This window comes from Luteimonas fraxinea (genome assembly GCF_021233355.1).
GTDB lineage: Bacteria > Pseudomonadota > Gammaproteobacteria > Xanthomonadales > Xanthomonadaceae > Luteimonas > Luteimonas fraxinea.
In genome coordinates this window covers 3,857,433-3,878,333 of sequence record NZ_CP089507.1, presented here as the reverse complement: position 1 = coordinate 3,878,333, position 20,901 = coordinate 3,857,433, and the positions used below count along the sequence as shown (strand labels likewise).

The following is a 20,901-nucleotide window of genomic DNA, read 5'->3' as shown; positions in this document are numbered from 1 at the left end:
CGTCGACACTCGCACGCACCGGTGTGCTGGCCGCCGCATTGTGTGCCGCGATCGGTAGTGCCCACGCGCAGCACAGCGCACACGGGCATCATCCGCCGGCCAACAAGCCTGCTGCAGCGAAGCCGACGCCGCCGCGCGCGACGCCGCAGCGACCACGCGCGTCGAAACCCGCAGTGCCATCTGTTACAGATCCCCACGCGCATCACCGCACTCCGGCAGAACCCGCGGCGACACCTCGCACCCATGCAGTCCCTGCGGCCGCGCATCAGGCGAATGGAGGCGGGTACACGGCACCAGCAGCCGTGCACAACAGGCGTGCCGATGACCCGCATGCGCAGCATCGGGGCCGTGCCGCAGCCGAACCCGTAATCGAGCAAGATTATTCGGCGCACGCAGGTCACGCGGGACATCCGGAATCCCACAAGCCGGAGATGCCACCCGCAACCGATGACGCGCACGCGCATCATCGAAGTGAAGCCGCGCAACCAGCCGGCGATCTACCCGCCGACCATCCGCCACGCGAACCGCTTTCCCCGATCACCGACGCCGATCGCGCTGCCGCGTTTCCCGAGCATCTGCATGGTCACGAGATGCACGGCGACACCATCCGCAGCTTCGTGCGCATCGACCGTTTGGAAGCTTTCCCCGGCGACCACGGCAGCGGCCAGGCTTGGGAAGCGGATGCGTGGATCGGCGGCGACACCGACCGACTGTGGTTGAAGGCCAGCGGCGAACGCAGTGCAGGGCGCACACATGCCGCGGATCTCGACGTGCTCTATGGGCGCAGCATTTCGCCGTGGTGGGATGTCGTGGCCGGCGCCCGCCAATCGTTTCGACCGGGCCCATCGCAGACCTTCGCGGCGGTGGGCATCCAGGGCCTCGCGCCGTACATGTTCGAAGTCTCGGCCATGGCGTACGCCGGTGAAGGCGGTCAGGTCATCGGCGAACTCGAACTCGAGTACGAACTACTGCTGACGAACCGTCTGATCCTGCAGCCCGTGGTCGAACTCGCACTGGCGCGCCGCGACGATCCAGCCCGCGGCATTGGCAGCGGCCTGACGAAGGCCGAAGCCGGGCTGCGCCTGCGCTACGAGTTCACCCGCAAGTTCGCCCCGTACATCGGCGTCGTACACGAACGCGCGTACGGCGATACCCGGGGTCTGCGGGAAGCCACAGGAGTCGAACCCGACGACACGAAGATCGTGATCGGGCTGCGGACCTGGTTCTGAGTGGTGGCTGGGGAAGGTTGCGTCCAGAGATGGCCGCCACTGTCGTTGACCCTCTAACTATGTCGTTTGAGAAGAAATATTCTAGGCATATGAAATGAAAGCGATTTTTCTGGTCGCCAGCCCCTCAGCTGGTCGTTATCTGTCGGCATGCGACACGGTAAAGGGCATGCTTGGACGGCAGCGACATCGTTAAGGATCAAATGTGCCCGCTGTCCCGAGAGCAGCACTCATCTGACAACTGCTAGTTGGAACAGTCGCGCGCTCCAACGTGGCCCAACAGGTCTAAGATGCCTGGGGATAGTTCACCCGGGCACTCTGGCGTCAATGTCCATCCCGCGACCCATAGGCCTGCGCGGCGGATCGCGGGATCGGATAGATCCCGGAATGCGTCCCACCTGAGCTTCTTGACCGGATCCTGCTGATGCAGTGGACCCCGAATGAATCCGATCAGATTTCCACGGACTTGGATCTGACTGGTCAGTGGGAAATCTCTAAGCTCGTTCAAGTTGAAACTGACCGCTAGGAGCAGTTGACGAGCAATTTGCGGATTTCCGCGCAAATTTCCGGGCCACGGACTCCCGAAGTACAGACTCTGCTCCAACGCTTCCTCGAAAGACCCTATCAATTCGAGAATTTGCTGTTCCTGGAGTGTGTAGGCGGGGGACTGGAACGGCTGGGAAGGCGACCAAGTTGCCCAATTCGCCGGAGCCAGCTGGAGTAGGCTGCCGTGATTTCGACACCTAGTGCGGAGCACCCGATTCCAGTCGCGGCGGATAGAGAAGGGCTCACCTCGGGCTCGAGCCTCGTTCCAGCATGTCGGACAGAAGACGTTCCGGGCGTGGGGCGCCAGCAGCCATGCGGCATCCGGCTGCCTGTGGGGCAGGAGTTCTGCAGCTGGCATTCCGATCGCTGCTGCCATTCTTCGTAAGCCGAAGCATGAGGGCGAGTCAACATCTCCGGGTGATCGACGATCGTCCTGATTCAAAGATTCCCATAGTTGCTTCGGTGAGCACTCGTACAACGCAGCAACGCGGCTCAGCACCGAGCGCAGGGATTCGTCTGGCATAGGCGGCTGAATCCACCAGCGGTGAGCAGTCGCCTCAGCGCTCATGCGACCCTTCCCAACCTAGCTTGGACGGCAGCCTGCTTGGCTGCGGCGAGCGGGGCTTCGACCGCCGCCCGCTCGAGCAGTTTGCTTGTGATCTGATCTTCACCAGACTCAACCGAATGCGCTGCCGCATGGGTTACAAGTTGGACAATCGTTTGGAGCACCCCTCCAGACAGGCGGATCAGGTCTGTCGATAAAGTTGGCGAGGACAGATAAGAACGCTTTCGAAGCGGAAGCGCTTTTTCCAAAGTGTCGAGAAAATTTGTCAGGAACTCGTCACGTGTCCATAGAGGCAACTCTCGATATTTGAACCGTGCATTCAAGTGCTCATCCACCTGCATCGCGGCTGGCGCAGAAGAGGTACCTAGCGTCAGGATGGGGAGCGACAATTCGTTCATCAGAAATTTGATCGTGTCCAGCGCGATCCGCTGCTGACGCGCTGTTGTCGTCAGGATGTCCTGAATCTCGTCAACTACTAGCAACCGGACGTTCGCCGCGCTACAAAGTTTGAGCACCATGCGTTCGCGATCGCTGCCGGAGTAGCGCCCTGGATCCGGCACTCCGAGGCCGCCCAGGATCCTGTTGTAGAGAGTCTTGGCCTCACGGGCATTGGTCATGTTGATCGTCAACACAGGACGACTTGCTGCCTCGCCGTTCTCAGCTGGAGTGGCCGGATACCGCCGTTGAATAGCCCGCGAAAGCATGGTCTTGCCTGACCCCGGCTTGCCGGACACGACGAGTCCGTTCGCACGTGTCTGGGTTGGCATGTGGATCAGGAACTCGACATGCTGGAAGATAGGAACCAACCGTTCATGAGTGATGAATCGCTCGACGAGCATTCGGCCGGCGCGTTCCTCGCTGGAGAGATCGAGTAATCCTCGAACGCTGGGATCGAGGTGGTTGAAATCGCTCATCTCGAGCTCCTCAGATCCATTCTTCAAGATGGATCTCTGCTCGGCTTGGCGACGCAACAGGCGGAAGCGGAACTACTGCTGGCGGACTCGATCCCGTAGGAGGCGCAGGGCGCTTCCTTGGCCGACTGGTTCCACGGGCTCGACGTGCCGCCAAGCAAACCGAACCAAAGAGGCAGCCGAGACCGGCAGAACCAACCCGACGTCGTACCAAAGTGCACGATTGATGCGGTTGTAGGTTTGTAGGGACGCGCCATCGTATCGGAGCACGACATGGTTAAGGGAAATGTCGCACCGAGTTGGCTATACAGCCATTCGCGGCTGTCAGCTCTAAGTGGTTGATCGACATAGAAGCGGCTGTAGGAGAATGACACGGTTAGGGCTCATGCCATGGTTAGGGATCAGGCGACAGAGTTTGGGAACTACCGACAGCTGGCAGACCCTCCGCAGCCACCGCGTGACACTTGACATAATGTACATTATGCGAAGTTCTAGATAAGTCCCTGGTCGGCGCCTTCCACGCATCAAACCGCTTTGGCGCCACTCTTCTCCCGCATACCGAACGCCTTGCCCCGACACGCATCCAGAATCTCGTCCGCCAGCGGCGAGTCGTCCGGGCATGCGCGTGACAGCACCAGCGCACCGACGAGGCGCGCCATCGTCTCCAGCGTCTCTGCGCGCGAGCCCTGTCCGCTGTCTGGCGACGCGGCATCGCCCTTGGCGTTCTGGATGTCGGCCAACAAACCTTCGATGCCTTGAGCGAACGCGGCCCTGACAGCGTCCGTCTGACGTGAAGCATCCGCGCCGAGTGCGGCCATCGTGCAGCCGGCCCCGCGGTGGTCGCGGTGCTCGCGCGACAGGTAGTGCGCGATGAAGTCGGCCGGCGACTGCACCGCGGCACGTTGAGCAGCCTGTTCGAATCCACAGGCCGCAGCCTCGGCCATGAGGTCCGCCTTGGACTGGAACTGCTTGTAGAACCCGCCGTGGGTGAAACCGGCAGCCGCCATCAGGTCCGCGACGCCCACGCCGTCGTAACCGCGTTCCCGGAACAGCGCCGAGGCCGTTTCGACCACGTGTGCGCGGTTCGCCGATGCCTGCGCCTTGGTCACCCTCATGTCGCGGCCTCGTCTCGAATCAGGCGACAAGCATACATTGATGTCGATCATCATCAATCTATTGACTTTAAAGATTACGATCATAATCATTGCGGGGCGGAAGCGAAGTGCGCCTCCAGTCCAGCCCGGCACGGGCTGCCCCATCGATCCAATCCACACGAAGCCGACCCCATGCACGATCTACCCGCCGTCCTGATCACCGGTGCCTCCAGTGGCATCGGTGCCGTCTACGCCGAACGCTTTGCACAGCGCGGCCACGATCTCGTGCTGGTCGCGCGCGACCAGTCCCGTCTCGAGGCGCTGGCCGCCCGTCTGCGCGCTGAAACCGGGGTCACGATCGATGTGCTGCGCGCCGATCTGACGCATCCGCAGGATCTCGAAGCGGTGTCCGCGCGCCTGCGCACCGACGCGCGCATCGGCATCCTGATCAACAACGCAGGCGCAGCCCAGTCCGGCGGTTTTCTCGACCAGTCGAGCGACAGCGTCGCGCGCCTGATCGCGCTCAACACCGCGGCGCCGACGCAGCTCGCCGCGGCTATCGCGCCCCGCCTCGCCCAAACGGGTGCAGGCGCGATCGTCAACATCGGATCGGTGGTCGGCTTTGCACCGGAATTCGGCGCGCTGGTCTACGACGCGACCAAGGCATTTCTGCTGTATCTCTCGCAAGGACTGCGCCTGGAACTCGGCCCGAAGGGCGTCTACGTGCAGGCCGTGCTGCCCGCCGGCACGCGCACCGAGATCTGGGAACGGGCAGGTGTCGATCCCGCCACCCTGCCCGATCTGATGGACACCGCCGAACTGGTGGATGCCGCGCTGGTGGGGTTCGACCGGCTCGAAGCCGTGACCATTCCGCCGCTGCACGTGGCCGAACGCTGGGATGCACTGGACGCCGCACGTCTGGGTCTGATGTCGGATCTGCGCCAAGCGCATGCCGCTAAGCGGTATCACACCACGCGCTGATCCACTTCAGACGCGGCCGGCCGCATTGCGAACGGCGGACCCACGCAAGTTCAAGGACGCACCACGATGCAGGCACTCACGTTCAAGCGTTACGGCAAGTCGCCGGGTATTGGTTTCAGCGATGTGCCGCGCCCGGTCCCGGGCCCCGACGAACTGCTGGTACAGATCCACGCGGTGGGCCTGAATCCGATCGACAACGTGATTCCGACAGGCGCCTTCAAAGCTGTGTTGAAGTTCGATCTGCCGGCAACGCTGGGCAGCGATCTGGCCGGTATCGTTGTCGAAATCGGCCGGAACGTGACCCGTTTCAAGCCGGGCGATGCGGTCTACGCGAGTCTGTTCGATCTGGGCAACGGATCACTCGCGGAGTTCGCAGCGGTGCCCGAGCGCGTCGCGGCCCACAAGCCGGCCAATCTCGATTTCGTACAGGCCGCGTCGATCCCGATGGTCGGTCTGACCGCCTGGCAGGCACTGCGCGAGCGCACGAATCTCCAAACCGGCGAGAAGGTGTTCGTACCGGCCGGCTCTGGCGGCATCGGCACATTCGCGATCCAGCTGGCGAAGCATCTGGGCGCACACGTCGGCACCACCACCAGCACCGGCAATGTGTCGCTGGTGCGTGACCTGGGCGCGGATGAAGTCGTCGATTACACGCAGGACACGTTCGACACGGTGCTGCGCGATTACGACGTCGTACTCGGCACGCTGCGTGGCGACGTGATCGAACAGTCCGTCGGCATCCTGAAACCCGGTGGCCGCATCGTCTCGCTGGTCGGGCCGCTCGACCCGGCGTTCGCCCGTGCGCGCAAGCTCAACGGTCTGCTGGCGCTGGTGTTCGGATGGATGAGCCGGAAGATCCGGCGCCTCGCGGCGCAGCGTGACCTCTCGTATTCCTTCCTGTTCGTGCGTCCGGATGGCGCGCAACTCGCGGAGATCGCCACGTTGCTCGAATCCGGCCGGATCCGCCCCGTCATCGACCGGGTGTTTCCGTTCGATCAGGCGCATGAGGCGCTCGTCCATCTGGGCAAGGGCCGCGCCAAGGGCAAAGTCGTCGTCGAGTTGAAGCCTGGCTGACGGCATCGCGCGCGCGGCCAGTGATCGTGTGCCGCGCTGCCCTCACCGCTCGATCTGTCGAAGCGGCAGGCCCAGACGGCCCAGCCAGACATCCACATCGCGATCCGGACGAGCGGCGTCTTCGCCGCGTATCGCGAGACCGTCGCGCAGCCTCACCCCGGGTGCGATGTCCAGAATGTTCCCGCGCACCTGCCCCATGCGGCTCACGATGTAGGTCGCGAACGGTGCGAGCGCGGTGCCCGACAGCGCTGCAGCGTGGTCGGACAGGAAGCGCTTCATCGGCGGATTGAGATGATCGCCCCAGATCGGTGTGCCGAGAAAGACGATGTCGTAATCGCGGATCGACTCGACGCGCGTGGCCAGTTGCGGCCACGCGCCGCTGTCGCGTTCGCGCCGTGCCTGGGCGACGGTGGCGTCGTAATCCTCGGGATACGGCGTCGCGGTGTCGACGCGGACCAGATCGCCGCCGACGCGACGATGGATGGCCTCGGCGACGCTGCGCGTGTGACCGGTCCGGCTGTAGAAGACAGTCAGTGCGCGTCCCACGCCCCGCGCCTGCGCGCGGGCGGCCGGCACGCCGTGCAGGAAGCCGAAGCCAGCGAGACCCACGGCAACAGTGGCGCCCGCTGCGACGCCGAGAAAGCGGCGCCGATCGATGCCCGTCGCCTGGGGCCTGCTCACGGTGCGCGCCGGGTATCGGACGCGCCGATGTCGAGTGTCGGCATCAAGATCCGGATCAAGGCGTCTTGCCCGGATACTGCGCGTCGCTGACCTGTTCCAGCCACGTGACCGCCGTACCGCCCTGCGATTCGGCGATCGCGATGTGTGTCATCGCAGTCTCGGGTCCCGCGCCGTGCCAGTGCTTGATGCCTGGCGGAATCCAGACGATGTCGCCGACCCGGATCGGCTCGGCCTCGCCTTCCCAGCGCTGCACGAAGCCGGCGCCCGCGGTGACGATCAGCGTCTGTCCGAGCGGATGCGTATGCCATGCAGTGCGTGCACCGGGTTCGAACGTCACCGTGGCGCCTCCGACGCGCGCGGGCGCTTCGGTCTGGAACGGTGCATCGAGGCGGACCTGGCCGGTGAAATAGTCCGCCGGGCCTGCGGCGGACGGTTGACTGCCTGCACGGGTGATCTTCATGTCGGAATGCTCCTGCGCGAATACGGGAAAGACGAGGGCAGCATCAAAGTAGCGGCGAGGCGTGTGGCACGCGTCAGCGCCGCGTTGCGATGCGCCGGAACATCATGCGCGCGCCAGCTCTAACGCCGAAAACGCACTCGATGGTCCGCGGGATCAGGACAATCTGCCGCTGTCCGGCGAGCCGGCGCTGTTCCGCGAGGATCTGCAGCGGATCGGGCAGGACTGAAACCTACCCCGCGTACGCGACCCATCCCCGGAACGTGAGCGCCGCATAGAACAGGCTGGGCCGCTCAAAGCCTGCCTCCTGCAGGATTGCGGTCTCCGCTTCGGGGGAAAGTGTCGGCAGACGGCTCGCCATCATGTCGGCACGCTCGGACGCCTCTCCGGTGGACAAGCTGTCGACGGCTGCGAACGCGGCCCAGCGTCGAAACCAGCGCCGCTTCTCCACAACATCATCGGGCACGCTGTGATGCGCGATCACCAGCGGCGCGCCTGGTTTCAGACGACGCCGCAGTTCACGCAGGGTGTCGAGACGCGCGTCGCGATCCAGAAAGTGCAGTGTCAGCAGACAGGTCGCCCCGTCGAACGCGATGTCAGGCGCGGACGCGATGTAACCGTGGATGAGATCGACGCGCGACGCGTGCGGTCCAAGTGTGCGGGTCGCGAGCGCCAGCATTTCCGCGGACGGATCGACGCCGGTGAAACGCCATCCAGGACTGCAATCGGCGAACGCCGCCAGTTCCATCCCGCCGCCTGCGCCGAGCACAAGCACGTTTCCATCGGCAGGTACATGCTCATCAAGCAACACGTGCGCCATCCGATGCAGCGCATGGACGCCCGGCACCTGACGGACGACGTTGGCGGCGTATTCCGCGACTGCGGCTCGATCCGAGAAAGACACACCGCACTCCACTGAAAATCCAGAGCGCTAAATGTAACATTTGTTGTTACTTCAATTGTCGGTCGACGGATGTTGTTTAGCGGTGCCTGATCACTCGTATGAAAACTGATCGGCGCGAGACGTCGGCTTTTCCATATTTGCAGTGTCACCGCGCACGTGCAGAGCCACGCCTGGCCGGCTACTTTCAGCTACCAGGGCCGCGCGTGTGATTGCAATGCGCCGAGCGCAGCCTTGCATCGCCCGCGAGTGATTCGATGTTCCGGTAACGCCGGTGGCCACTGGTCGCTGCGGTCACGACACCGCACAGCGAATCCGACTTGTAGCTGCCATCGGCGTTCTGCGGGCTGCCGTAGCGCCGCGACAGTGCGGGATCGTTTGCAGCCGTGCTGGGCACGAAATTGCGGACGACGCGACCGTCGACCTCGATCTCGCGGTTCGTGTCGTACACGCGATCGATCCGGTCGCGATCACTGCAACGCTCGGACTGGTAGGTCACCGCGCCTTGCCAGTTGACGCATTTGTACACGTGCTGTGCGGCCACCGGACTGGACCACGCCAGCACGACGAGCAGCGCAAGCCGCTTCGACATCGAATCCATTCGTTGAAGCTCCATCCCCTGAACGGCGAATTCTAAGGAGACGTACACGTTTGTCGAGCGGCCATGCCCATCGCATAAGCGCCGCGGCGCATCGCCCTGCCCGCCGGTCATCCCGCACTTCGCGGCGGTCCGACCCGATCAAATGCCTTGCCGATCTCCAGAACGCGACAGACAGTGTCGCTGCCGCGCAAGACGGGCGCTGCGCGAGGCTCTAATCTGCAGCCCCCACATGACCCGCGCATCCGGCGCAGTCGCCCGGCCGCGATGATCAGCGGATTTCTGCTGACGCACGCTGCCGCGCCACACCGGAACGCCATCGCATCCGATGTCCGACCCCGTACACCTCCCTGAAGCCGCGGCTGCGCCCGCAGCCGACCTCTCCACCCCGCCCCAGGGCTTCGCGATCCGCGTCGTCGGTGCGGCGGCGTTCGCGCATCTGCTCAACGATCTGATCCAGGCGATGCTGCCGGCGATCTTCCCGATGCTGAAGGGCGATTTCGACCTGGACTTCGGCCAGATCGGCGTGATCGCGCTGGTCTACCAGATCACCGCGTCGCTGCTGCAGCCGTGGATCGGTCTATACACCGACAAGCGTCCCCTGCCCTGGTTGTTGCCGGCCGGCATGGCGGTGACATTCGTGGGCATCGGTGTGCTGGCGATGGCGCACAGCTACTCGATGTTGCTCGTCGCCGCGGCGATCGTCGGCGTGGGCTCGGCGACCTTCCATCCCGAAGCGTCGCGCGTGGCGCGGATGGGCTCCGGTGGTCGCTTCGGTACCGCGCAATCGACATTCCAGGTCGGCGGCAATACCGGTTCGGCGATCGGTCCTCTGCTGGCCGCGGCCATCGTGATTCCACACGGGCAGTCCGCCATTGCGTGGTTCCTGCTGGTCGCCGCGCTTGCCGTGTTCGTGCTGCTGCGACTGAGGAAATGGACGGTACTGCATGGCCAGGCGCGGTTGACGCGGCTTGCGGTCACCCGCGGCACGGGACTGCCGCGCGGCAAGATCGTGCAGGCGATCGCGGTGGTGTCGGTGCTGATGTTCGCGAAGTTCGTCTACATCGCCTCGTTCACCAACTACTTCACCTTCTATCTGATCCAGCGTTTCGGCGTGAGCGTGCAACAGAGCCAGGTCTATCTGTTCCTGTTCCTCGGCGCGATCGCGCTGGGCACGTTCGCCGGCGGCCCGATCGGCGATCGCATCGGCCGCAAGGCGGTGATCTGGATTTCCTTCCTCGGCGTCGCGCCGTTCGCGCTCGCCCTGCCCCACGTCGGCCTGGCGATGACGGCCGTGCTCGCGGTGCTCATCGGCCTGGTGATGTCGTCGGCCTTCGCCGCGCTGGTCGTTTACGCACAGGAAGCGGTGCCCGGCCGCGTCGGCATGATTTCCGGTTTGATGTTCGGTCTGATGTTCGGCATCGGCGGCATCGGCGCTGCCGCACTCGGCCAGCTCGCCGATGCACGCGGCATCGTCTGGGTCTATCAGGTCACCGCGTTCCTGCCCCTGCTCGGCCTGGCGACGGCCCTGTTGCCGGTGACGAAGGGGCGCAATCCCTGAGACGGTCGTTCGCACAACAGCCACGCGCACACGCTCGCGTCCGGCCCTGCCGTGTCGTTGCGCCGCTCACCGGAAGCCCGTCGCACCGGGCTTTGACAGCCAACCGCTGACCGAGTCTTCAGCGCTTGAATACGCCGCAACCGCCCGTCGGAATGCTGCGCTGCAAGGTTGCGCCTCTTTCATAATTATGGAGTAATTAATCCATCATCACGAGAGACCGACATGGCGCAGCCCAGCTGGGACCACCGCCAACGCAACCGCCGCACCCGTCTGGAGCGGGCGTCCGAGTGGACGACCGGACACGAGGTCGCCGCGCCCGATATCGGGCATCTGCTGCACGCGATTCTCGAACCGGGCGACAAGGTATGCCTGGAGGGCAACAACCAGAAGCAGGCGGATTTCCTCGCCCAGTCGCTCGCCGATCTCGACCCCGCCCGCATCCACGATCTGCACATGGTGCAGTCGGTGCTGTCGCTGCCGTCGCACCTCGACGTGTTCGAACGCGGCATCGCATCGAAGCTCGACTTCTCGTTCTCCGGCCCGCAGGCGGTGCGGCTGGCCAACCTGGTCGCCGAAGGCCGCATCCAGATCGGCGCGATCCACACCTATCTGGAACTGTTCGGCCGCTACTTCATCGATCTCACGCCGGGCGTCGCCCTGGTCGCCGCGCAGGCCGCCGATCGCCACGGCAATCTCTACACCGGCCCGAATACCGAAGACACACCGGTGATCGTCGAGGCCACCGCGTTCGGCGGCGGCATCGTCATCGCCCAGGTCAACGAGATCGTCGACACCCTCCCCCGCGTCGACATTCCCGGTGACTGGGTCAACTTCGTGGTGCAGGCGCCGAAGCCGAATCACATCGAACCGCTGTTCACCCGCGACCCTGCGCAGATCTCCGAAATCCAGGTGCTGATGGCGATGATGGCCATCAAGGGCATCTATGCCGAGTACGGCGTCAACCGGCTCAACCACGGCATCGGTTTCGACACCGCGGCGATCGAACTGTTGCTGCCCACATATGCCGAATCGCTGGGGCTGAAAGGCAGGATTTGCCAGCACTGGGCGCTCAATCCGCATCCGGCGCTGATTCCGGCGATCGAATCGGGCTTCGTCAAATCCGTGCACTCCTTCGGCTCGGAACTCGGCATGGAGCAGTACATCGCCGCGCGCGGGGATGTGTTCTTCACCGGCGCAGATGGTTCGATGCGTTCGAACCGCGCGTATTCGCAGACCGCTGGACTCTATGCCTGCGACATGTTCATCGGCTCGACGCTGCAGGTCGATCTGCAGGGCAACAGTTCGACGGCGACACGCGACCGCATCGCCGGCTTCGGCGGTGCGCCGAACATGGGCTCGGACGCGCGCGGCCGCCGCCACGCCAGCGAGGCCTGGCTCAAGGCCGGACAACAGGCGGCACGTCCCGGCGAAATGCCGCGCGGCCGCAAGCTGGTCGTGCAGATGGTCGAAACCTTCCGCGAACACATGGCACCGGCGTTCGTCGAACGCCTCGATGCCTGGGAACTCGCCGAACGTGCGTCGATGCCGCTGCCGCCGGTGATGATCTACGGCGACGACGTCAGCCACGTGCTGACCGAGGAAGGCATCGCCAACCTGCTGCTGTGCCGCACGCCGGAGGAACGCGAACAGGCGATCCGCGGCGTCGCCGGCTACACGGCCGTGGGTCTCGGACGCGGTCGCGCGATGGTCGAAAACCTGCGCGACCGCGGCGTGATCCGCCGCCCCGAAGACCTCGGCATCAACGTGCGCGACGCGAGCCGCGACCTGCTGGCCGCGCGCTCGGTCAAGGATCTCGTGCGCTGGTCCGGCGGTCTGTACAACCCGCCCAAACGCTTCCGCAACTGGTAAGGGCCTGCGATGGAAACCCTCGATTATCGATTCGATGGCACGTCGTCCGTGCGCTTCGCCGGCGATGCGGTGCTGGTTGGCGTGCTCGCCTCGGGCAATCTCGAAGTGCTGCTGGAACCGGCGCCGCAGAACGGGCAATTGGCCGTGCACATCGTCACCGCGGCGCAGGGCTTCGGCACGATCTGGCAGGCGGTGATCGCCGACTTCGCCCAGCGCCATCCGCTGCGCGATGTGCGCGTGTCGATCAACGATGCCGGCGCCACGCCCGCCGTCGTCAGCCTGCGTCTCGACCAGGCGGTCGAAACCCTGCACGCCGGGAGCCGCGCATGAGCCTCGCGCGCCGACACAGCTTCTACGAGGCGGATGCGCGCGAACGCATCGCGGGTCTGCTCGACGCGGATTCGTTTGTGGAATTTCTCGGACCGACGCATCGCGCGATGAGTCCGCATCTCGCGCAGCTCGACCAGCCGGCGGCCTTCGATGACGGCATCGTCGTCGGCGCGGGCACCTTGCGCGGCAAGTCCGTGCTGGTCGCCGCGCAGCAGGGTGAGTTCATGGGTGGCGGCGTCGGCGAAGTGCACGGCGCCAAGCTCACCGGCCTGCTGCGGCGTGCGGCTGCGCAGAAACCCGACGGCGTTCTGCTGCTGCTCGACACCGGCGGCGTGCGTCTGCACGAAGCCAACGCGGGGCTGATCGCGATCTCCGAAATCATGCGCGCCACCCTCGTCGCGCGTGCGGCCGGCGTGCCAGTGGTGGCCCTGATTGGCAGTGGCAACGGCGCATTCGGCGGCATGGGCATCGTCGCCCGCTGCTGCACGACGGTGATCATGTCCGAGGAAGGCCGGCTGTCGCTGTCGGGCCCGGAAGTGATCGAGACCGTGCGCGGCGTGGAGGAATTCGACTCGCGCGATCGCGCCCTGGTCTGGCGCGTTACCGGCGGCAAGCATCGCTATCTGATCGATCAGGCGCAGGGTCTGGTGCCCGATGCGATCGAGGCCTTCGCGCAGGCGGCGTTCCAGGCGCTGCAGCCGGACACGCCCAGCATCGACACCGACGATGCACTCGTCGCATTGCAGGCGCGCCACACCGCGCTGAAAGCACTCGCGCAGGCCTGGGGCGATTGCCGCGACGGCTTGGAGATCTGGGCGCTGCAGGGCATCGCCGATCCGGACCGCCTGCCGCTGCTCGAGACCGACGCCTTCCTCGCTGCTACGGCGAACCGGAGCCTGCCATGACCGCGCCGCTCGACACGCTGCTGGACGCGCTGTTTCCACGCGGTCATGCGATCGACATCAACGATTCCGTGCTCACCGGCAGCGCGACCACCGACGACGGCGAGGTCACCGTCATCGGCACCATTGACAAGATCGAAGTCGGCGTGGATCACGCACTCGCGCTCGCCGACACCGTACTCGCCAGCACCGCCGCGCATCCGCAGCGACCGATTGTGATGCTGGTCGACACCGCCGGCCAACGCCTCGCGCGTCGCGACGAACTGCTGGGCATCAACGGCTACTTCGCGCATCTGGCACAGACGCTGGATCTCGCGCGGCGACGCGGCGCGACGCTGGTGACCCTGGTCTACGGCGAATCGGTCAGCGGCGGCTTCCTGTCGTTCGGTCTGATGGCCGATCACATCCATGCCCTGCCCGATGCCCAAGTGCGGGTGATGGATCTGCGCGCGATGGCGCGCGTCACCAAACAGCCGCTGGAGAAACTGCAGGCCTTGAGCCGCACCTCGCCGGTGTTCGCGCCCGGTGTGGAGAACTACGTGGCGATGGGCGCGGTGCAGTCTGTGTGGGACGGCGATCTCGCGCAGGCGCTGCTGCAGGCCTTGCGCACGCCGGCTGACGGCGATCGCCGCGCGGTGCTGGGCGCGGAACGTGGCGGGCGCACGCTGTCGGCCCGCGTAGCAGCCGCGGTGGCCAACGGCGATGCCTGAGCGGCTCGCCCGCCACACGCTGGTCTGGCTGTCGGCGAAGGCCGACTGGCAGGCCGATGTGGCCGCACACGAGTCGCGCCTGACCGCGTGGTTCGCGCGGGGCTTTCCCGCGGTCGTCGCCCGGCGCACCGCGAGCGATCCCGATCCGCGCGTGCGCCTCGGCGTGCCGCTGCCGCCGAACGAAGGCAAGCAGCGCCTGTCGCTGGGCGTGCCGATGCAGCATGTGGTCTGTCACCAGTCGCCGCTGAGCCTCCGTGATGTCATCACGCGACTGGATGCGCACCTGCCCGACGACTGGCGCGATGCGCTGACTGCACTCGACGCTATCCGGCCGGCGCGTGTGTTCGGTGCATTCGCCTGGCAGGCGCTGACCGGTCTGGCGTACGTGCATGCGCGCTCGGACATCGATCTGCTGTGGACGGTGGACGACGCCGCGCAGGCCGATGCGCTGGTCGCACGTCTGCTGGCCTGGGAATCGAAGTCCGGCAAGCGTGTCGACGGTGAGCTGTGTCTGGCCGACGGCAGCGCCGTGCACTGGCGCGAGTACGCCGGCGACACGCGCCAGGTGCTGGTCAAGCGCATCGACGGCGCAATGCTAGAACATCGCGAGCGCCTGTTCGCCGCGCAGGACGTGGCCGCATGAACACCATCGCGCGCAGCGTTTCCACGCCCCGCGTCGACATCGACAACGCACGTCTGGGCCGGCTCGCGATCGCCAGCCTGCACGCCGAACTCGCCTGCGATCTGAAACCCGGACTGGTCACGCCGTTCGACACCGGCAGCCATGACGACATGGACGCCGGCACCTTCCTGCGCAGTTTGTTCGCGTTGCGGCATTACTTCCGCGCGATTGCATCCGCAGGCGCGCGCGGCGATGACTTCGAGGTGCTGCGACAGCACGGCATCGCGGCGGAGATCGCGATGCTGCGCGCGACCGGCGGCGTCAACACGCATCGCGGCGCGATCTTCAGTCTCGGCCTGCTGGTCGCCTCCGCAGCGTCGCATCGACAGACATCCGGCACGACGCCGACCGGCGAACAGGTCTGCGATGGCGTGCGGCAGTGGACGCATGCGCTCGATGCCGCGCCACTCGATCCGCACAGCCCCGGCCAGCGCGCACGTACGCGTCATGGCGTTGCCGGTGTGCGCGAACAGGCGGCGGCTGGCTATCCGATCCTGCGCACGCTCGCGCTGCCGACCCTGCGTCATGCATTGGGTGCGGGCCTGCCACGCGAAGCGGCGCTGTGCCACACGCTGATGCAGCTCCTCGCCCACGTCGACGATCTCAACCTGCTGCATCGTGGCGGCGCCGAAGGTCTGCGCTGGGCGCGAGAACAGGCGACCGGATTCATCGCTGACGGCGGCGCGTTCGCGCCCGCTTGGCGCGCGCGTCTGCAGACGCTCTGCAACGCATTCGCCGCGCGCCGGCTCAGCCCCGGCGGCAGCGCCGACCTGTTGGCCTGCAGCTGGTTTCTGCTGCAGCAGGAGGCTGTATGAGCCTCGCCCTGCTCTGCCCCGGCCAAGGCGCGCAGCATCCCGGGATGTTCGATCGCGTGCGTGACGTCGCAGCCGCACGATCGATCCTCGACGCGCTTGCGGATGTCCTCGGCCGCACCGCAGACAGCGCCGCTGCATCCGAAGACCGCTTCGACAACGCCAATGCGCAGCCACTTTTGTGCGCGGCCAGCCTCGCCCACTGGCAAGGCCTGCGAAACCGTGTGCCGACGCCACTGCTGGTCGCCGGTTACAGCATCGGCGAACTGGCCGCGCATGCGATCGCGGGCAGCGTCGACGCCCCGGCCTGCCTTGCGCTGTCGGCGCGGCGCGCACGGCTGATGGACGCGGCAAGCCCGCCGGATGCCGGGATGCAGGCCGTACTCGGCCTGGAACGCGAACCGTTGCAGGCGCTGTGCACCGCGCACGCGGTACACATCGCCATCGCCAACGGATCCGATCATTTCGTCGTCGGCGGTCGCCTCGATGCGCTGCAGGCACTGGCCGAAGTCGCGACCGCGCGCGGCGCCGAAGTCCGTCCGTTACCGGTGCACGTGCCGGCACATACGCCGTTGCTCGCAGACGCGGCGCGCGGATTCGCGCAGGTGCTCGCCGACGCTTCGATCCAGGCGCCGACGCTGCCGGTGCTCGCCGGCATCGACGCGCGCCCGGTGCGCGATCGCGCCGCCGTCGAACGCACGCTTTCGCTTCAGCTCGCGCAGACCGTCGAATGGGCGCAGGTCATGCGCCAGGCGTTCGAACGGGGCGCGCGCGTGTTCCTGCAACTGGGTCCCGGCACTGCGCTCGCGCGCATGGTCGCGCCCGCGTATCCGTGCTGCGAAGTGCGCGCGGTCGAAGAATTCCGAAGTCTGGACGGTGCTGCCGATTGGGTGCACGCCGCGCTGGGCCGGATGCAGTGAGTGTGCGGAACCACAAGTAAGCGTGTTGACCCGGGATGGCGGGCTTCCATCCGTGATGTCGCCGAGTCAGGTGTCTGGGATGGCGCATGAGTCCACAAATCGCAACGATCATCGGTCTGGTGATCATGTTCATCGTCGCCACCGCATTGCCCATCAACATGGGCGCGGTCGCGTTCGCGCTCGCCTTCATCATCGGCGGCCTGTTCGTCGGCATGGAAGGCAAGGAAGTGCTCGCCGGTTTTCCGGGCGATCTGTTCCTCACCCTGGTCGGCATCACGTACCTGTTCGCGATCGCGCAGAAGAACGGCACGATCGATCTGCTGGTGCACTGGGCGGTGCGCGCAGTGCGGGGACGCATCGTCGCCATTCCGTGGGTGATGTTCGTAGTCACCGCGGTGCTCACCGCGTTCGGTGCGCTGGGGCCGGCGGCGGTCGCGATCATCGGTCCGGTCGCGCTGCGCTTCGCCAAGCAGTACAAGATCAACCCGCTGATGATGGGTCTGCTGGTGATCCACGGCGCGCAGGCCGGCGGTTTCTCGCCGATCAGCGTCTACGGCAGCATCACCAACGGCGTCGTGCAGAAGGCCGGACTCGAGGTCACCGAGATGGCGGTGTTCCTGACCAGCCTCGGTTTCAACCTGATGATGGGCGTGATCTGCTTCTTCGCCTTCGGTGGCATCTCGCTGCTGCGCCGCGGTTCGGTGACGATGGCGGCGACGTCGGGCGGTGGCGAATTCGCGGTCGCCGGTGGCCCGCAGGCCTCGTCGCGACAGTTCGCGATCGAAGGCCACGGCGCTCTGCTGTCGGCCGGCGGCGGCACGCTGTCGAACGATCCCGATGCGCTCGAAGCGGTCGGCATGACCCGTGAGCGGCTGTTCACCCTGATCGGCCTCGCCGGTCTCGGTGTCGGCGCGCTGATCTACGATCTCAACGTCGGTCTGGTGTCGATCACCGTGGCCGTGGTGCTCGCTCTGCTCTCGCCCAACAGCCAGAAGGGCGCGGTCGACGGCATCAGCTGGTCGACGGTGTTGCTGATCTCGGGCGTGGTGACCTACATCGGCGTGCTGCAGAACGCGGGCGCGGTGGATTTCGTCGGCCACGGCGTGTCGAGCATCGGCATTCCGCTGCTGGGCGCGCTGCTGGTTTGCTACGTCGGCGGCATCGTGTCGGCGTTCGCCTCGTCCGCCGCGGTGCTGGGCGCAACGATTCCGCTGGCCGTGCCGTTCCTGATGCAGGGCCATCTGAGCGCGGCCGGCGTGATCTGCGCGCTGGCGGTGTCCTCGACGGTCGTCGATGTCAGCCCGTTCTCGACCAACGGCGCGCTGGTCGTGGCCTCGGCCGCGAAGGAAGAACGCGAAGCCCTGTTCCGCCGCTTCCTGATCTACAGCGGTCTCGTGGTCGCGTTCGCCCCGCTGCTGGCCTGGCTGATCTTCGTCGTGCCGGGCTGGATGTAAGTCTGTTCCACGCGGCGCCCGGCCTGTCGCCCCTCCGCGGCAGGCCGGGTCGTCCGCACACCAACCCCGATACACTGCAACGTCCTGGATTTCCGCTCAGATCATGGCCATCGGCTCCACACCCACGCGCAAACGTGCACCGCTCTACGAAGAAGTCGCCGAGCAGGTGCGCGAGCTGATCTACGACTATCAGCTGCCGCCGGGCGAATGGATCGACGAGCCCGATCTGTGCGAACGCCTCGGCATCAGCCGCACGCCGCTGCGCGAAGCGCTGAAGCTGCTGGCCGCTGAAGGCCTGGTGCAGATCGATGCGGGCCGCGGCAGTCGCGTGACCCGGCTGACGCTGGAGGATCTCAACCAGCTGTTCCCGGTGATGGCGATGCTCGAAGGGCGCTGCGCGCACGAGGCCGTGCGCAACATCGACGATGCTGGGCTTGCGCTGCTGGAAAGCCTGCACGCGGCAATGGAATCCGCGGTCGAGACCGGCAACATCGCCGAGTACTACCGCAACAACTACGTCATCCACGAGACCGTGCAGCGCTACGCCGGCAACCCGTGGCTGATCCGCATCACCCACGATCTGCACCGGATCCTGAAGATGCACCGCGGCCGGCAATTGCTGACGCCCGGCCGCACGGCGCAGTCGCTGTCCGAACACCGTGCGCTGATGGACTGCTTCCGCAAGCGCGATGCGGACGCCGCCGGTCGGACGATGGAACAGCATCTGCTGAGCCAGGGACAGGCGCTTGCGGCTTATGTCGCCTCGGGCGGACAGCTCAACGTGCCGGCCCCGCTGCCGACCTCCGGGTCGATCTGATCCACACGCCGCCGTCAGATCCTGCGTGCTCCGATGCGCGCCTGATGGCCGCCGCGTTGCCCGAACCCCACTGAGGACGTGTCACCGATGATGGAATTGATTACCGACCCGCAGGTCTGGATCCTGCTGATCACGCTCAGTGCGATCGAAATCGTGCTCGGCATCGACAACCTGGTCTTCATCTCGATCGCGGTGTCCAAGCTGCCGGTCGAGCAGCGCGAGTTCGCGCGCAAGTTCGGCATCGCGGTCGCGTGCATCACACGCATCGGCCTGCTGCTGATGCTGGCCTGGCTGGCCGGACTGACCGAGCCGCTGTTCGAACTCTTCGGGCGCGGCATCTCGGTGCGCGATCTGGTGCTGATCCTCGGCGGTCTGTTCCTGATCGTGAAGGGCGCGATGGAGATCCGCGAGCAGCTCAAGGGCGAAGACGGCGAAGCGCACGGCACGCTCGGCAAGGCGACGGCCTCGTTCGGCGCGGTGATCGCGCAGATCGCGGTCATCGACATCGTGTTCTCGCTCGACTCGGTGATCGCCGCGGTCGGCATGGCCGGCGACTACGTGCCGGTGATGGTCTGCGCGATCCTGCTGGCGGTCGCGGTGATGCTGCTGGCGGCGCAGCCGCTGGGCAAGTTCATCGACGCGAATCCGACGGTGAAGATGCTGGCGCTGACCTTCATCGTGCTGATCGGTATCTACCTGCTGCTCGACGGTTTCGGTCTGCACATCCCGAAGGGTTACATCTACGGTTCGATGGGCTTCTCGGCTGCGGTCGAGATGCTGAACCTGTGGGCCAAGCGCAACGCGATGCGCGTGCGCGGCGAGCGCACGCCGCCGGTGGACGAGCCGACCGATCCGATGCCGCGCTGAGGCGGCATCACCATCTGGCGGCGAGCCGTTTGATCGTCATGGGTTAAGGCGCCAAGTAACTCGATCGCTGTAAATCTGCGATCGCGCGCCAGATGTACCTCTCCCTATGGGAGAGGTCGACGCGCCCCGCGCGTCGGGTGAGGGCCGGCACGCTCAAGCACCAACCTAATCACCTCAAATCACCTCCGCCGCGATCACATAATCGTGGCCGGTCCGCAGACCACCGTCCTCGGCGATCCGCAGATGCGCCTCCATGCGCAAGGCTTCGGCATGGGCGTGCAGAGCAGCAGCGAGTTGGCGATCCGCCACGCGTTCGAGCACACGCCCGCACATGTCGAGCTGCCCGTCAACGAAGCGTGTGCCGAAGCGGATCGGCACCTGTTCCGCATGCAGCACGCGAAAGCCTGCACGTTCGATCTGACGCAGCGTCCAGTCGGCTGGATATTCGCGATACGGCCGATCGCCGGCCAGCAGCAGGCAGGCATCACGCAGACGCCCGATGCGCGTGACCAGACTGCCGGCCGCGTCGAGCGCATCGGGATGTTGGGGCACGTAGGGTTCGAGACCGACGACGTACAGACGACCGCCCGGCGCGACCAGATCGTAAAGACGCGCGAACAACTGGTCCTGCCAGTACGGCGCGAAGCCTTCGATCGCGCCAAGCAGATAGTCGGCGAGCACGGTGTCGTAGCGCTCGCCCGCGAGCAGCGTGGGATCGAGCCAGTTGCCGACGACCAGACGATCCACATCCCGCCGACGCGCGCCGATTTCCGTTTCAGTCGTCCGCGCCATCGACGCCGCGCCGGTAACGGCAGTCCAGCGATCGGTCTTCAGCGACAGCACCCAGCGCATCGAATTGCGGCCGGTGCCGGCATCGAGCACGGCGCCCCAAGGGCGATCGCCCTGCAGCTCGGCGATGCGGTGATACAGCGACATGGAATTC

General features: G+C 65.8%; 22 protein-coding genes. 14 read left to right on the top strand and 8 right to left on the bottom strand.

Annotation, left to right across the window (positions count from 1 at the left end; translation table 11 throughout):
• Positions 1 to 431 precede the first annotated feature (431 nt).
• On the top strand, positions 432 to 1,229 hold the full coding sequence (locus LU699_RS17680) for a copper resistance protein B (protein WP_232149424.1): 798 nt from the start codon (positions 432 to 434) through the stop codon (positions 1,227 to 1,229).
• Positions 1,230 to 1,470: 241 nt separating this feature from the next.
• On the opposite strand, the gene LU699_RS18470 is transcribed toward LU699_RS17680, so the two are convergent.
• From LU699_RS18470 to LU699_RS17670, 3 genes are all read right to left on the bottom strand, one after another.
• Entirely contained in the window at positions 1,471 to 2,295 is an 825-nt protein-coding gene (locus LU699_RS18470) for a TniQ family protein (RefSeq protein WP_425491662.1), read from the bottom strand.
• Positions 2,296 to 2,336: 41 nt separating this feature from the next.
• Complete coding sequence (locus tag LU699_RS17675; RefSeq protein WP_232135190.1) at positions 2,337 to 3,251, bottom strand: TniB family NTP-binding protein; 915 nt, start codon at positions 3,249 to 3,251, stop codon at positions 2,337 to 2,339.
• Positions 3,252 to 3,772: 521 nt separating this feature from the next.
• Positions 3,773 to 4,363 (bottom strand): TetR/AcrR family transcriptional regulator, encoded by a 591-nt coding sequence (locus LU699_RS17670; protein ID WP_232136157.1) that lies wholly within the window; start codon positions 4,361 to 4,363, stop codon positions 3,773 to 3,775.
• Between the two features lie 171 nt (positions 4,364 to 4,534).
• Here LU699_RS17670 and LU699_RS17665 point away from each other — a divergent pair, with 171 nt between their 5' ends.
• Together LU699_RS17665 and LU699_RS17660 are read left to right on the top strand one after the other, a co-directional pair.
• Positions 4,535 to 5,323: an SDR family NAD(P)-dependent oxidoreductase gene (locus LU699_RS17665; protein WP_232135257.1), complete on the top strand. Its 789-nt coding sequence runs from the start codon at positions 4,535 to 4,537 to the stop codon at positions 5,321 to 5,323.
• Between the two features lie 66 nt (positions 5,324 to 5,389).
• A complete protein-coding gene (locus LU699_RS17660; RefSeq protein WP_232135259.1) occupies positions 5,390 to 6,397 on the top strand; it encodes an NADP-dependent oxidoreductase in 1,008 nt (335 codons plus the stop codon).
• Positions 6,398 to 6,439: 42 nt separating this feature from the next.
• Here the strand turns inward: LU699_RS17660 and LU699_RS17655 are convergent, their stop codons facing one another.
• The 4 genes from LU699_RS17655 to LU699_RS17640 form a co-directional block, all read right to left on the bottom strand.
• Positions 6,440 to 7,078, bottom strand: coding sequence for a flavodoxin (locus LU699_RS17655; RefSeq protein ID WP_232135261.1), 639 nt, complete (start codon positions 7,076 to 7,078; stop codon positions 6,440 to 6,442).
• A 55-nt stretch (positions 7,079 to 7,133) separates the two neighbouring features.
• On the bottom strand, positions 7,134 to 7,538 hold the full coding sequence (locus LU699_RS17650; RefSeq protein WP_232135263.1) for a (R)-mandelonitrile lyase: 405 nt from the start codon (positions 7,536 to 7,538) through the stop codon (positions 7,134 to 7,136).
• A 229-nt stretch (positions 7,539 to 7,767) separates the two neighbouring features.
• Positions 7,768 to 8,439, bottom strand: coding sequence for a class I SAM-dependent methyltransferase (locus LU699_RS17645; RefSeq protein WP_232135265.1), 672 nt, complete (start codon positions 8,437 to 8,439; stop codon positions 7,768 to 7,770).
• Between the two features lie 184 nt (positions 8,440 to 8,623).
• Complete coding sequence (locus LU699_RS17640; RefSeq protein ID WP_232580315.1) at positions 8,624 to 9,028, bottom strand: DUF4124 domain-containing protein; 405 nt, start codon at positions 9,026 to 9,028, stop codon at positions 8,624 to 8,626.
• A gap of 334 nt (positions 9,029 to 9,362) precedes the next feature.
• Between LU699_RS17640 and LU699_RS17635 the strand changes: the two genes are divergently transcribed.
• The 11 genes from LU699_RS17635 (at position 9,363) to LU699_RS17585 (ending at position 19,958) form a co-directional block, all read left to right on the top strand.
• On the top strand, positions 9,363 to 10,595 hold the full coding sequence (locus LU699_RS17635) for an MFS transporter (protein WP_232135269.1): 1,233 nt from the start codon (positions 9,363 to 9,365) through the stop codon (positions 10,593 to 10,595).
• Between the two features lie 222 nt (positions 10,596 to 10,817).
• On the top strand, positions 10,818 to 12,464 hold the full coding sequence (mdcA, locus tag LU699_RS17630; protein ID WP_232580314.1) for a malonate decarboxylase subunit alpha: 1,647 nt from the start codon (positions 10,818 to 10,820) through the stop codon (positions 12,462 to 12,464).
• A 9-nt stretch (positions 12,465 to 12,473) separates the two neighbouring features.
• Positions 12,474 to 12,794, top strand: coding sequence for a malonate decarboxylase acyl carrier protein (gene mdcC, locus LU699_RS17625; RefSeq protein ID WP_232135273.1), 321 nt, complete (start codon positions 12,474 to 12,476; stop codon positions 12,792 to 12,794).
• Positions 12,791 to 13,699 (top strand): biotin-independent malonate decarboxylase subunit beta, encoded by a 909-nt coding sequence (locus tag LU699_RS17620; RefSeq protein ID WP_232135275.1) that lies wholly within the window; start codon positions 12,791 to 12,793, stop codon positions 13,697 to 13,699. Before mdcC ends, LU699_RS17620 begins: the two co-directional genes overlap by 4 nt.
• Positions 13,696 to 14,406 carry a biotin-independent malonate decarboxylase subunit gamma gene (gene mdcE, locus LU699_RS17615; protein ID WP_232135277.1) on the top strand — a complete coding sequence of 237 codons (711 nt, stop codon included), beginning with the start codon at positions 13,696 to 13,698 and terminating at the stop codon, positions 14,404 to 14,406. Before LU699_RS17620 ends, mdcE begins: the two co-directional genes overlap by 4 nt.
• Complete coding sequence (gene mdcG / locus LU699_RS17610) at positions 14,399 to 15,049, top strand: malonate decarboxylase holo-[acyl-carrier-protein] synthase (protein ID WP_232135279.1); 651 nt, start codon at positions 14,399 to 14,401, stop codon at positions 15,047 to 15,049. The genes mdcE and mdcG overlap by 8 nt, the downstream gene beginning before the upstream one ends.
• Entirely contained in the window at positions 15,046 to 15,903 is an 858-nt protein-coding gene (gene mdcB, locus LU699_RS17605) for a triphosphoribosyl-dephospho-CoA synthase MdcB (protein ID WP_232135281.1), read from the top strand. Before mdcG ends, mdcB begins: the two co-directional genes overlap by 4 nt.
• On the top strand, positions 15,900 to 16,820 hold the full coding sequence (mdcH, locus tag LU699_RS17600) for a malonate decarboxylase subunit epsilon (protein WP_232135283.1): 921 nt from the start codon (positions 15,900 to 15,902) through the stop codon (positions 16,818 to 16,820). Before mdcB ends, mdcH begins: the two co-directional genes overlap by 4 nt.
• 86 nt (positions 16,821 to 16,906) lie before the next feature.
• The gene (locus LU699_RS17595) at positions 16,907 to 18,274 is read left to right on the top strand and encodes an SLC13 family permease (protein ID WP_232135285.1); all 1,368 of its coding nucleotides are present in this window, start codon (positions 16,907 to 16,909) and stop codon (positions 18,272 to 18,274) included.
• 103 nt (positions 18,275 to 18,377) lie between these two features.
• The gene (locus tag LU699_RS17590; RefSeq protein WP_232135287.1) at positions 18,378 to 19,091 is read left to right on the top strand and encodes a GntR family transcriptional regulator; all 714 of its coding nucleotides are present in this window, start codon (positions 18,378 to 18,380) and stop codon (positions 19,089 to 19,091) included.
• 87 nt (positions 19,092 to 19,178) lie between these two features.
• Positions 19,179 to 19,958: a TerC family protein gene (locus LU699_RS17585; RefSeq protein ID WP_232149506.1), complete on the top strand. Its 780-nt coding sequence runs from the start codon at positions 19,179 to 19,181 to the stop codon at positions 19,956 to 19,958.
• Between the two features lie 174 nt (positions 19,959 to 20,132).
• Here LU699_RS17585 and LU699_RS17580 read toward each other — a convergent pair whose 3' ends face one another.
• Positions 20,133 to 20,894: a class I SAM-dependent methyltransferase gene (locus tag LU699_RS17580; protein WP_232135291.1), complete on the bottom strand. Its 762-nt coding sequence runs from the start codon at positions 20,892 to 20,894 to the stop codon at positions 20,133 to 20,135.
• Positions 20,895 to 20,901 lie beyond the last annotated feature (7 nt).

Bases quoted from the DNA above. Each gene is read 5' to 3' on its own strand.
- LU699_RS17680 (WP_232149424.1), top strand. From the start codon at position 432: ATGCCACCCGCAACCGATGACGCGCACGCGCATCATCGAAGTGAAGCC.
- LU699_RS18470 (WP_425491662.1), bottom strand. From the start codon at position 2,295: ATGCCAGACGAATCCCTGCGCTCGGTGCTGAGCCGCGTTGCTGCGTTG.
- LU699_RS17675 (WP_232135190.1), bottom strand. From the start codon at position 3,251: ATGAGCGATTTCAACCACCTCGATCCCAGCGTTCGAGGATTACTCGAT.
- LU699_RS17670 (WP_232136157.1), bottom strand. From the start codon at position 4,363: ATGAGGGTGACCAAGGCGCAGGCATCGGCGAACCGCGCACACGTGGTC.
- LU699_RS17665 (WP_232135257.1), top strand. From the start codon at position 4,535: ATGCACGATCTACCCGCCGTCCTGATCACCGGTGCCTCCAGTGGCATC.
- LU699_RS17660 (WP_232135259.1), top strand. From the start codon at position 5,390: ATGCAGGCACTCACGTTCAAGCGTTACGGCAAGTCGCCGGGTATTGGT.
- LU699_RS17650 (WP_232135263.1), bottom strand. From the start codon at position 7,538: ATGAAGATCACCCGTGCAGGCAGTCAACCGTCCGCCGCAGGCCCGGCG.
- LU699_RS17640 (WP_232580315.1), bottom strand. From the start codon at position 9,028: ATGTCGAAGCGGCTTGCGCTGCTCGTCGTGCTGGCGTGGTCCAGTCCG.
- LU699_RS17635 (WP_232135269.1), top strand. From the start codon at position 9,363: ATGTCCGACCCCGTACACCTCCCTGAAGCCGCGGCTGCGCCCGCAGCC.
- mdcA (WP_232580314.1), top strand. From the start codon at position 10,818: ATGGCGCAGCCCAGCTGGGACCACCGCCAACGCAACCGCCGCACCCGT.
- mdcC (WP_232135273.1), top strand. From the start codon at position 12,474: ATGGAAACCCTCGATTATCGATTCGATGGCACGTCGTCCGTGCGCTTC.
- LU699_RS17620 (WP_232135275.1), top strand. From the start codon at position 12,791: ATGAGCCTCGCGCGCCGACACAGCTTCTACGAGGCGGATGCGCGCGAA.
- mdcE (WP_232135277.1), top strand. From the start codon at position 13,696: ATGACCGCGCCGCTCGACACGCTGCTGGACGCGCTGTTTCCACGCGGT.
- mdcG (WP_232135279.1), top strand. From the start codon at position 14,399: ATGCCTGAGCGGCTCGCCCGCCACACGCTGGTCTGGCTGTCGGCGAAG.
- mdcB (WP_232135281.1), top strand. From the start codon at position 15,046: ATGAACACCATCGCGCGCAGCGTTTCCACGCCCCGCGTCGACATCGAC.
- mdcH (WP_232135283.1), top strand. From the start codon at position 15,900: ATGAGCCTCGCCCTGCTCTGCCCCGGCCAAGGCGCGCAGCATCCCGGG.
- LU699_RS17595 (WP_232135285.1), top strand. From the start codon at position 16,907: ATGAGTCCACAAATCGCAACGATCATCGGTCTGGTGATCATGTTCATC.
- LU699_RS17590 (WP_232135287.1), top strand. From the start codon at position 18,378: ATGGCCATCGGCTCCACACCCACGCGCAAACGTGCACCGCTCTACGAA.
- LU699_RS17585 (WP_232149506.1), top strand. From the start codon at position 19,179: ATGATGGAATTGATTACCGACCCGCAGGTCTGGATCCTGCTGATCACG.
- LU699_RS17580 (WP_232135291.1), bottom strand. From the start codon at position 20,894: ATGTCGCTGTATCACCGCATCGCCGAGCTGCAGGGCGATCGCCCTTGG.